This window comes from Noviherbaspirillum sp. UKPF54 (assembly GCF_007874125.1).
Classification (GTDB): Bacteria; Pseudomonadota; Gammaproteobacteria; order Burkholderiales; family Burkholderiaceae_D; genus Noviherbaspirillum.
Window position 1 is genome coordinate 984,979 of record NZ_CP040128.1, and the last position, 10,148, is coordinate 995,126.

At 61.5% G+C, this 10,148-nt stretch carries 12 protein-coding genes; 4 read left to right on the forward strand and 8 right to left on the reverse strand.

Features of this window, described 5'->3' with window-relative positions; genetic code table 11:
* Window positions 1-430 precede the first annotated feature (430 nt).
* Window positions 431-1,132 carry a carbonic anhydrase gene (locus FAY22_RS04680; protein WP_246860658.1) on the reverse strand — a complete coding sequence of 234 codons (702 nt, stop codon included), beginning with the start codon at window positions 1,130-1,132 and terminating at the stop codon, window positions 431-433.
* Between the two features lie 195 nt (window positions 1,133-1,327).
* Here FAY22_RS04680 and FAY22_RS04685 point away from each other — a divergent pair, with 195 nt between their 5' ends.
* The 4 genes from FAY22_RS04685 to FAY22_RS04700 all read left to right on the forward strand — a co-directional run bounded on the left by FAY22_RS04685 (window position 1,328) and on the right by FAY22_RS04700 (window position 3,092).
* Window positions 1,328-1,951, forward strand: coding sequence for a hypothetical protein (locus FAY22_RS04685; RefSeq protein ID WP_146329138.1), 624 nt, complete (start codon window positions 1,328-1,330; stop codon window positions 1,949-1,951).
* A gap of 60 nt (window positions 1,952-2,011) precedes the next feature.
* Complete coding sequence (locus FAY22_RS04690) at window positions 2,012-2,425, forward strand: hypothetical protein (protein WP_146329139.1); 414 nt, start codon at window positions 2,012-2,014, stop codon at window positions 2,423-2,425.
* A 148-nt stretch (window positions 2,426-2,573) separates the two neighbouring features.
* Window positions 2,574-2,765, forward strand: coding sequence for a hypothetical protein (locus tag FAY22_RS04695; RefSeq protein WP_146329140.1), 192 nt, complete (start codon window positions 2,574-2,576; stop codon window positions 2,763-2,765).
* Window positions 2,766-2,906: 141 nt separating this feature from the next.
* Complete coding sequence (locus FAY22_RS04700) at window positions 2,907-3,092, forward strand: hypothetical protein (RefSeq protein WP_146329141.1); 186 nt, start codon at window positions 2,907-2,909, stop codon at window positions 3,090-3,092.
* A gap of 134 nt (window positions 3,093-3,226) precedes the next feature.
* On the opposite strand, the gene FAY22_RS04705 is transcribed toward FAY22_RS04700, so the two are convergent.
* From FAY22_RS04705 to FAY22_RS04735, 7 genes are all read right to left on the reverse strand, one after another.
* Window positions 3,227-5,476, reverse strand: coding sequence for an arginine/lysine/ornithine decarboxylase (locus FAY22_RS04705; RefSeq protein ID WP_146329142.1), 2,250 nt, complete (start codon window positions 5,474-5,476; stop codon window positions 3,227-3,229).
* 325 nt (window positions 5,477-5,801) lie between these two features.
* Window positions 5,802-7,007 carry an SRPBCC family protein gene (locus FAY22_RS04710; protein WP_168204773.1) on the reverse strand — a complete coding sequence of 402 codons (1,206 nt, stop codon included), beginning with the start codon at window positions 7,005-7,007 and terminating at the stop codon, window positions 5,802-5,804.
* Between the two features lie 362 nt (window positions 7,008-7,369).
* Window positions 7,370-7,948 carry a DUF4337 domain-containing protein gene (locus tag FAY22_RS04715; RefSeq protein ID WP_146329144.1) on the reverse strand — a complete coding sequence of 193 codons (579 nt, stop codon included), beginning with the start codon at window positions 7,946-7,948 and terminating at the stop codon, window positions 7,370-7,372.
* Window positions 7,949-7,956: 8 nt separating this feature from the next.
* Window positions 7,957-8,439 (reverse strand): dihydrofolate reductase, encoded by a 483-nt coding sequence (locus FAY22_RS04720; protein WP_146329145.1) that lies wholly within the window; start codon window positions 8,437-8,439, stop codon window positions 7,957-7,959.
* A complete protein-coding gene (locus FAY22_RS04725; RefSeq protein WP_146329146.1) occupies window positions 8,439-9,233 on the reverse strand; it encodes a thymidylate synthase in 795 nt (264 codons plus the stop codon). Before FAY22_RS04725 ends, FAY22_RS04720 begins: the two co-directional genes overlap by 1 nt.
* 77 nt (window positions 9,234-9,310) lie before the next feature.
* A complete protein-coding gene (locus FAY22_RS04730) occupies window positions 9,311-9,817 on the reverse strand; it encodes a cytochrome b/b6 domain-containing protein (protein WP_146329147.1) in 507 nt (168 codons plus the stop codon).
* 13 nt (window positions 9,818-9,830) lie between these two features.
* Window positions 9,831-10,097 carry a PepSY domain-containing protein gene (locus FAY22_RS04735; protein ID WP_146329148.1) on the reverse strand — a complete coding sequence of 89 codons (267 nt, stop codon included), beginning with the start codon at window positions 10,095-10,097 and terminating at the stop codon, window positions 9,831-9,833.
* Between the last annotated feature and the right edge of the window lie 51 nt (window positions 10,098-10,148).

Genomic DNA, 10,148 nt, shown 5'->3' on the forward strand with positions numbered 1-10,148 from the left:
GCATTCCTTGCAGTAGCAAGGGGTGCGGCAGTCACAGCCGGGATCTCCGCCTGAATCGGCAGCAAAAAAATCCCCTCTCCCTTGCGGGGAGAGGGGAGAGGTAAGGGGGAGAGTGTCTGCGGTACGCAAAGTACTTCATACACACTGCCGCTCACCCAAGCTTCCCCTTGCGGAGAAGTAGCCCTCGCGATGGAGACGGTGAAAACCTGTATTGATCTGTTTGATAATTTCCTATGTGCAACTAATGATGCACGGAAACTTCGAAGAAGGATGTTTCTGTTTTGCTAGAGTTGTTGCGAAATGTAAATATCAGATCGAAAACAGCACCGCTATCGCCAAAGAACTCTTTTTGGGCAGGCAGCAAATGCCCGGGTGAGCCGGGCACTGTGATGACGAGTAAGGCAGGAACCTGCTGCTCGTTGGTCCAGGCTTAAGCTTTCAAGGATTCCGACTGGATATCGAAGAAATCGACGACGCCCGTTTCTAGCGAGTATTCGGCTCCGACGACGAGCAGGCCATCTTTTTCAATCAGCGTTTCAAGAATTTCAGATCCGTGTCGCAATTGGTTGGCGGAGGCGCGGATATTGGCGCGCACCGCGTGGTGAACTAGCGCGTCGAAATCGTTTTTCAATTCCGTGTCCAGCAAGCCTTCCACCGATGGCCGCACGCGATTGACGATCGAGCGCAGGTTGCGCGACTGGTTTTCCGTCGGGCGCTGCAATTCTTCCAGCGTGGCGTGAATCGCGCCGCACTGGCTGTGGCCGAGCACGACGACGAGGCGGGTGCCGAAGCGCTCGACGGCAAACTCGACGCTGCCGATCTGGGACGGCGCCACGATATTTCCCGCCACCCGGATCACGAACAGGTCGCCGAGCCCTTGATCAAATACGATTTCGGCCGGTACGCGTGCGTCGGAACAGCCTAGGATGACGGCGACAGGTTCCTGTCCGGTCGGCAGCGAGGTACTGCGCGCATGGGTCGGCAGCGCGCTGGAGTTACGGATATCGGAAACGAAACGGCGGTTGCCGTCTCGTAGTTGTTCAAGTGCTTGCAATGCTGAAATCATAGGATCCTTCGAAATTGAGAGTGATAAGCGTAGCATGAATTGCGTGAGAGGCTTGGCTGCTGCCACGACGAGTACTGACGTTCATCCCAAGGCGGAAAGTTATTGATTTTGCCACTTCATTGATCGCCGCCGGAATGCCTTTCTAGGAGGCGTAGTGCGCCGGCCGCAACGGCTGTTACCTTTCTTTACAGCAACGAAGGAGGAACTCATCTATGTTGATGCAATCGAGTTCCCCACAATTACAAAGAATTACCAAGTTGCATGTTGGTTATGGCGATCAAGCGGCCCGCACTGCTCTTCCTGCTCGCATCCTGGCTGGTCTTTTCCGGCATAGGGCCAGTATTTTGCATGGACCTGACTATCGTGTCGGGCGCGTCTGCTGCCGCCCCCTCGTCGCGGACGCGTTCGAACAGGCAAGAACAGCTGAAGCCCGGACTGCGGAAGAATATCTTCGGCATCGCGGGAAAAGCCAGGCGCCAAGAGAAATTTCGGAAAATCCGGATAACAAGCTACAGCTTATCTGGCGATCCTTTTTTCAGGCACGGGGGCGTTCAGATTGGCGGGGAGCCTCGGTTTGGCCTAGCAACCGGCGTCAAGGGATTCGGGACAGCCTTGGGAGAGGGGATGCCCGGCATACCAGGAATGCCTCCGTCGGCATCCAGCCTTCTGTCGACCGCCAACCCGTCCCATGCGCAAGACGCTGCCGAAAATGCAGGCATTGCGTTTGGTTGCAGCAAGAAATCAAGCCTGTCCTCGCTGGAAGTAAGCGCGTGTTACGTGCACAAGGTCGACAAGGCTTGGAAAACGCAAACCTATGTCACAAAAGGTCTGGCCGACAGCAACCCGGGTTGGGGCGGCGGCCTGTCGGTCGGCTATGCCTATTAATTTGCCCAATATTGCATGAAGCGACTTTCGTCTGACAGCTGACCGAAACTTTCCACCGCCATGAAACATGCTGCCCCGCTGATTTTTTTCGTCCTCACCGCCTCGGCCCATGCGCAGGCCCCGGCCCCGGTTTTGCCCGCGTCCTTCGAGACACGGGTGCAATTGGCCAACGATGCGGAAACGGATGAGAGATTCAGGACCTATAAGGCGGCGCTGATCCGCCGCAGCGGCCGCCAGTTGGCGCGCACGATGCGCTCTTGCCATGCGGTCGAGCCAGCACCGGGGCAAAAGTCGGTAGTGCTGGTCGCCGGCATCGGCGCCGCCGGGCGGGCGACGGCGATCGCGGTGAAGCCGGATAACGCCATCGGCCGGTGTATCGCCAGCGGCTTTGCATCGGTCCGTTTTCCCAAACCGCCCGATTACCCCGCTCAGGCAGGGTTTCCGGTGACGATGAAGATAAGCGTTGCACGCTAGAGGGAGGTATGAACCAGGCATGCCAATCCGGAACTATCTTCGTGCCGCGAGGCCCAATGCAGTCTGATATGCCCTTGCTTCAAGCCGGGCATGTCGCACCGGGCCGGAGCAAGGTCCGGCGTTCGACCATTACGGAAGGAGTCTCACCATGAGCGGCACGCAGCAGACGCAAGCGCAGCCCAAGCGGGATGGTTTTCCGCCCGCGGACCAGCAGGCCGGCCAGCAAACCTGGGAAGGCGGCGGACGCGAGCCGATCGACCCGGACGATGTGGGTGAGGACGGCGAAAATGCGGGGAATGGCAAGCAGATGAGGCAGCAACTGCGTTCAGACGATAATTGAACGGTGCGGTTTTGCCCTCGATGAGCCCCGAAGAATTTGCCCTAGAATGTGAGGAGGCTTGAGGAAAGTCAACATCGTTTGTACATGCCGCCTTAGAATCTCGCGAAGTTTCTATTTTTAAACAGAATTGGGCGGGAAAACATGACGCGACCGGAAAACCTCTTTGAGGCAGCCAGCTACGACTTGAACAAATTCCGCGAGCGCCGCATTGCCGAACGTCGCTCGCAGCCTCGCAATGGTCCCGACCGTCGCGCCAGCCAGAGTACGGCACGCACCACGCCCGCGATCGATGGCAATGCAGGCGATAACGGCAAGGTAGACGGCTGAGCGCGCGGCCGTTTCCAGAGCGGGAACGGCCCGGCGAGGCAGCCCTGCGCGAGTGAACGCACAGGGCGCAGGCGGGTGAAATTTCCAACGGCGGGCGACGCATGCGCCCGCCGTTTTCATTTGCGGCGGCCGGCTTAGCGGACGCAGTCCACGTAATAGCCGCGCTTGCCGCCCACGTCCTGCGTGACCAATCCGTGCACGTCGGTCTCGAAGCCCGGGAATTTCTCGTTGAAATCGCGCGCAAACTTCAGGTAGTCAACGATGGTCTTGTTGAAGCGTTCGCCCGGGATCAACAGCGGAATGCCGGGCGGGTAGGGCGTCAGCAGGATCGCGGTGACACGGCCTTCCAGCTCGTCGATCGCGACGCGCTCGATCTCGCGGTGCGCCATCTTGGCGAACGCATCCGAGGGCTTCATCGCCGGCTGCATGTCGGACAAGTACATTTCCGTGGTCAGGCGCGCCACGTCATAGGCCTTGTACATGTCGTGGATCTGGTGGCACAGGTCGCGCAGGCCGACCCGCTCGTAGCGCGGATTGGCGGCGGCGAATTCCGGCAGGATGCGCCAGATCGGCTGGTTCTTGTCGTAGTCGTCCTTGAACTGCTGCAGCGCGGTCACCAGCGTGTTCCAACGGCCCTTGGTGATGCCGATGGTGAACATGATGAAGAACGAGTACAGGCCGGCCTTTTCCACGATGACGCCGTGTTCGGCCAGGTACTTGGTCACGATCGATGCCGGAATGCCGGTTTCGCCGAACTGGCCGTTGAGCGACAGGCCCGGCGTGACGATGGTGGCCTTGATCGGGTCGAGCATGTTGAAGCCGGTCGCCAGCTTGCCGAAGCCGTGCCATTCGTCCTCGGCGCGGATCATCCAGTCCTCGCGCGAGCCGACGCCGTTTTCGGCGAAGGTGTCCGGCCCCCAGACCTGGAACCACCAGTCCTGCCCCCATTCCTGGTCGACTTTGCGCATCGCGCGGCGGAAGTCGAGCGCTTCCAGGATGCTTTCCTCCACCAGCGCGGTGCCGCCCGGCGGCTCCATCATCGCGGCGGCCACGTCGCACGAGGCGATGATCGCGTACTGCGGCGAGGTCGAGGTATGCATCAGGTAGGCTTCGTTGAAGGTGTCCTGGTCGAGCTTGACCTTTTCCGAGTCGCGCACCAGGATCTGCGACGCCTGCGACAGGCCAGCCAGGAGCTTGTGGGTCGACTGGGTCGAGAAGATCAGCGATTCCTTGGCGCGCGGGCGGTCCTTGCCGATCGCGTGCATGTCCTTGTAAAACTCGTGGAAGGTTGCGTGCGGCAGCCATGCTTCGTCGAAGTGCAGCGTGTCGATCTTCCCGTCCAACATCTGCTTGATCGTTTCGACGTTGTACAGCACGCCGTCATAGGTCGACTGCGTGATGGTCAGGATGCGCGGCTTCTTGTTCTTCGCCTCGCGCGCGAACGGATTGGCCTCGATCTTCTTCTGGATGTTCTCGAACTTGAATTCCTCCAGCGGGATCGGGCCGATGATGCCGAGGTGGTTACGGGTCGGCATCAGGAACACCGGGATCGCGCCGGTCATGATAATCGAGTGCAGGATCGACTTGTGGCAGTTACGGTCGACCACGACGATGTCGCCCGGGCCGACGGTGGAGTGCCACACCATCTTGTTCGACGTCGACGTGCCGTTGGTGACGAAGTAGCAGTGGTCGGCGTTGAAGATGCGCGCCGCGTTGCGCTCGGAAGCCGCCACCGGGCCGGTGTGATCGAGCAGCTGGCCGAGTTCTTCAACGGCGTTGCAGACGTCGGCGCGCAGCATGTTCTCGCCGAAGAACTGGTGGAACATCTGGCCGATCGGCGACTTCAGGAATGCCACGCCGCCGGAGTGGCCGGGGCAGTGCCAGGAGTAGGAACCGTCCTGCGCATAGTGCACCAGCGCGCGGAAGAACGGCGGCGCCAGGCTGTCGAGGTAGGACTTGGCCTCGCGGATAATGTGGCGCGCCACGAATTCCGGCGTGTCCTCGAACATGTGGATGAAGCCGTGCAGCTCGCGCAGGATGTCGTTCGGGATATGGCGCGAGGTACGCGTTTCGCCGTACAGGTAGATCGGGATGTCGGCGTTCTTGTAGCGGATCTCTTCCACGAAGGCGCGCAGCGACTTGAGCGCCGATTCGGTTTCTTCATCCGAGCCGCCGCCGAATTCCTCGTCGTCGATCGACAGGATGAAGGCCGAGGCGCGCGACTGCTGCTGCGCGAACTGCGACAGGTCGCCGTAGCTGGTCACGCCCACGACTTCCATGCCTTCGTTTTCCATTGCCTGCGCCAGCGCGCGGATGCCCAGGCCCGAAGTGTTTTCGGAGCGGAAGTCTTCGTCAATGATGACGATCGGGAAGCGGAATTTCATCGAGGTCTCCAAAATAGACATGTTGCTTGGGAGACGCCTGGGCAAGTCGTGGCAACAACCGCTTGCGCGCCGAAAATGGGAAAAGCCGAATTTTCGCAGATATGTGGATGATGTGGGGGAAATATGGCCATTATGCGCGCCATAAGAGGCGCGCAAGGGTGCGGGCCGGCAGGCCGGTGCGCCATGGTGGTGTTGATTTGATAACTTTGCGCGCCGGTTGCGGGCGCGACGGGAAGCGGGAGCTTGCGGTATGCTCCCGCTCCCGGCCGTGATACGAAGGGATGAACTGGCGGGCGGGCGCGGCGTGACGCCCGCGGTGCGTCGCTCAATGCAGGACGTCTCCCATGCGCTGCGGCTGCTGTATCGGCTGCTGCTGCATCGCCTTGCTGGCGTCGTGCGGCGGCACGCCGCTTTCGATGAACGACTTCATGTGCATCAGGTCTTCATCCAGCTGGCGTGTCGGGCTGCCGGCAAACAGCGAAGCAAAGGCTTCTCCCGCCGTCCCGGCCGGCGGACTGTAGGTCATGTCCACCGTCACGCGCGTGCCGCCGTCGACCGCCTCGAAGCGCACGCGGCCGTTGTGCTCGAGCGCCGCATCCGGTTCGGTGCGCCATGCCAGCAGCTCCGGGCGCCGCGACTCGGTGAGGGTGGAGTCCCATTCGACCTGGGTTCCCACCGGGCCGCTGACGGTCCAGTGCGAACGCCCGTTGCCCATGTCCTGCACCTGCTGCACGTTCGACATGAAGCGCGGGAAATTCTCGTACTTGCTCCAGGTATCAAATACCCGTTCCGGCGATGCATTGATGTAGATGGTCTTGTGCAGGTCGAGCGGCTTCATCGCGCGCGAACCGGCGCGCCGCCACAAGGGGCGGTTGAGCGCGCCGCGCAAGACCATCCCCAGACCGAGCACGGCGGCCAGCGCGCCGGCCGGGCCGCGGCGCGCCACGCCGGCATATCCGATGGCGCCGCCGCCCATGACGGCGATTGCGCGCAAGGCTGGTGGCCAGTTGTCCTGCATGAAGAGGTAGCGCGACTGCGCCAGCCTGCGCCCGCCCTGCAGCGCCGCGACGCCTTCGGCGCTCTCGTGCACGGTCAGCCGGTCGTCGATCTCGCTGACCCCGGACACCGATCGCACCGCATCCAGCAGGCGCTCCTTTTCGGCGGCCAGAATCGGCCCGCTCAATGCCACGCATCCCTGCATCGCGTTGACCTTGACCGCATGCGGATGCGATACGCAGCGCCCGAGGCACTGGCGCACGCGTGCCGCCACCACCTGGTCGTCCGCTTCGGCCCCGCGCCGCAGCATGCGCCGGCCCTGCGCGCGCAATCCCTGCATACGGTTGCCGAGGTCGCGCGAAGCGACATCGATGGCGTTGCCGGTCTTGTTGACGGCGCTGCGCGCCTTGTCCCTGATCAACGCGCGGCGCCGCCTGCCGCGATCCGGGTCGGACAGGTACATTGCCGCAGCGCCCAGCGCGACCGCGCCGAGTACCGCCGTCCATGATTGATTCTTGCTTGATTCCTGATACATGGCCATCTCCTTTCCTGGGATTACGATGCATGTCCGCTGCGCCCGCGCGTTTCATTGCGGATGTCCGCTCGCTCATGCCGGGCTGTAATGCAAACGTTGCGCCAGCAGGGAGCGCCATCCGCTAGGGAGTTTTTCTGGCAGCAAGAACCTGTTTGCCTGCAATGACGCGCTTGCCCGTGGGCGCAGGAAAAGGTTTGAGCGTAACGGTGACCGTTGGTGCCGTAATTTTTGCAGCGCCGCGCGAAGCTTGGGGAAATGTGATTAATCCAGGGAAAGAATCTGCCGCGAAAAATGGCATGGGCGGCGTACGGATTCCGCAGCGGCGGCTGCCGCCACGAGGGCGGCAGCATCGGGGAGAGGGATCAGAAATGCAGCCAGGCCAGCACGCCCAGGGCGATGCCGATGCCGGCCACGCCGTACGAGGTGTACTCCAGCCACTTCTTGCGCGTGAGCAGCGTAATGGCCGCCAGAGAAATCGCGATCTGCTCGGCCGTCATGGCCTGCGCCCAGCGGTGATGCTGGTGCATCTGCTCGTCGGATTTGTGGCTCCACTCGGCAGATTCGGCTTCCAGCTTTTCGGCATCGGCCTTGATATCGTTTTTTTCCTTCTTGTAGCGCTCGACTTCCGACTTGTATCTGTCGACGTCGACGCCGGGCAGGGTCATCGCCAGCTCGGCGAGATTCTGCTTGTTGGACTTGGCCTGGTAATAGTTCCACTGGTTCGAGGCGGCGGTTTTCTTGATCGCCGCCTCGTTCTTGTTCAGCGCGGCATTGTTTTGCGTGTCGCCCGCCATGTAGCCGAACAGTGCGCCGACGGTGGCGAGAATGGCCGTGGTGACGGCGATCTTGTTGGCAAAACCATCGCCGCCGTGTGCGCCATGCGCAGCATGCTCGACTTCATGGTCGTGCGGACCATGCACATGAAATCCGTGTCCGGACATCTTTTCTCCTAAACTCTTTGATAAGTGACGAACGCGTAATCGAATCCGTTCTGGTCCGAATGATGCCGCTCGCGCGCGACTTCCTGCCACTGCTGCGCATCGATGGCCGGGAAGAAGGCGTCGCAGTCGAAGGTCTTGCCGATCTCGGTGACGATCAGGCGGTCGGTGCGCGGCAGCGCCTCGGCGTAAATCTGCGCGCCGCCGATGATGCAGGCCGGCACATCGCCGACAAGCGCGACGGCGGCATCCAGCGAGGCTGCCGCTTCCACGCCTTCGTGGCGCCACTGCGGGTTGCGCGTGACGACGATGTTGCGCCGGTTCGGCAGGGGCCGTCCGATCGACTCGAAGGTCTTGCGGCCCATGATGACCGGATGGCCGAGCGTGGTGCGCTTGAAGTGCGCCAGGTCTTCCGGCAGGCGCCAGGGCAGGGTGTTGTTGATGCCGATGCCACGGTTTGCGTCGGTGGCCACGACGATCGTCAGCTGCGCCATTACACCGCCACCGGCGCCTTGATGGCCGCGTGCGACTGGTAGCCGGCGACCTCGAAATCCTCGTACTTGTAGTCGAAGATCGATGCCGGTTGGCGCTTGATGACCAGCTTCGGCAGTTCGAACGGCGCGCGCGAGAGCTGCTCGCGCACCTGGTCCATGTGGTTCGAATACAGGTGGCAGTCGCCGCCGGTCCAGATGAAGTCGCCCACCTCGAGTCCGGCCTGCTGCGCCATCATGTGCGTGAGCAGCGCGTAGGACGCGATGTTGAAAGGCACGCCGAGGAAGATGTCGGCGCTGCGCTGGTAGAGCTGGCAGGACAGCTTGCCGTCGGCGACGTAGAACTGGAAGAAGGCGTGGCAGGGCGGCAGCTTCATCTGCGGGATGTCGGCCACGTTCCAGGCCGAGACGATCATGCGGCGCGAGTCCGGGTTGTTCCTGATCTGGTCCAGCACCTGCGCGATCTGGTCGATGTGCTGCCCGTCTGGCGTTGGCCAGGAGCGCCACTGGTAGCCGTAGATCGGCCCGAGGTTGCCCTCGGCATCGGCCCATTCGTCCCAGATCGAGACGCCGTTGTCTTTCAGGTAGCCGATGTTGGTCGAGCCGGCCAGGAACCAGATCAGCTCATGGATGATGGATTTCAGGTGCAGCTTCTTGGTGGTCACCAGCGGGAAGCCGTCCTGCAGATTAAAGCGCATCTGGTAGCCGAACACGGAGCGCGTGCCGGTGCCGGTGCGATCGGTTTTTTCGGTGCCATGTTCGTAGACATGGCGCATGAAGTCGAGGTATTGGCGCATAGGGAGGTTTTCGAAAGATGCGCTATTTTACCGGAAGCCCTCGCGCTTTTCGGCCGGGGACAAGGGAGAGACGCGAGCTAGGAAGAACGTTTTTTCCCTGTCAACATCGCCTTCGGCAGGTTCTCGCGGTTCTTGATGCTGACGACGATGACGGAAGTAACATGAATCGCGACGCCGCCCAGCAGCACGTAGGCGCTCGTTTCGTGCAGCTCCTGCAACCATTCCTCGCCCCAGTAGGCGTCGAGGCCCATCATCCAGCCGGTGACGCCGAGCGCGGCGATCAACAGCCACAGCAGCACCGCCATCGAGGCGCCCATCGGATTGATGCCGATGTAGCGCGGCGCCTGCCCCGCGATCGTCTGGCGCAGGTAGGTGACGATTTTCCTGAATCCCGGCCACCAGCGGGAGAAACGGGCATAGCCGGGGGCGGTGAATCCCCAGGCCAGGCGCAGCGCGACCAATGCCGCGGCCAGGTAGCCGGCATAGCGGTGCCAGCGCCCCGTTTCGATGAAGAAGTTGGCAAGGACCAGTGCCGCCACGCTCCAGTGGACGAAGCGAACGACACGGTCCCAGACGTCGATCATGGCGATGGCGGGCTTACTTTTCGATTTCCGACTTCACCACGTCCAGGGTCTTGGTGTCGAAATAGATTTCGACCTTCTTGCCTTCCTTGTTGTGGCCGTAGATTTCGTAGCAGTTGCCGTCGACCTTGAATTTCTTGATCTTGTAGCCTTCGGCTTCCAGCTTGGCACGGGCGTCGGATTCCTTCATCCATTCTTCCTTCGGATGCTTGGCGCATTTTGCGCTGGCGAAGGCGGTGCCGGAAAGAGCGAGCAACAGGGTGGAGACGACGATTTTGCGCATGGTGTTTTCCTTGTTTAAAGAATATGCCGAACGCCAATGTTAGCACGTGAA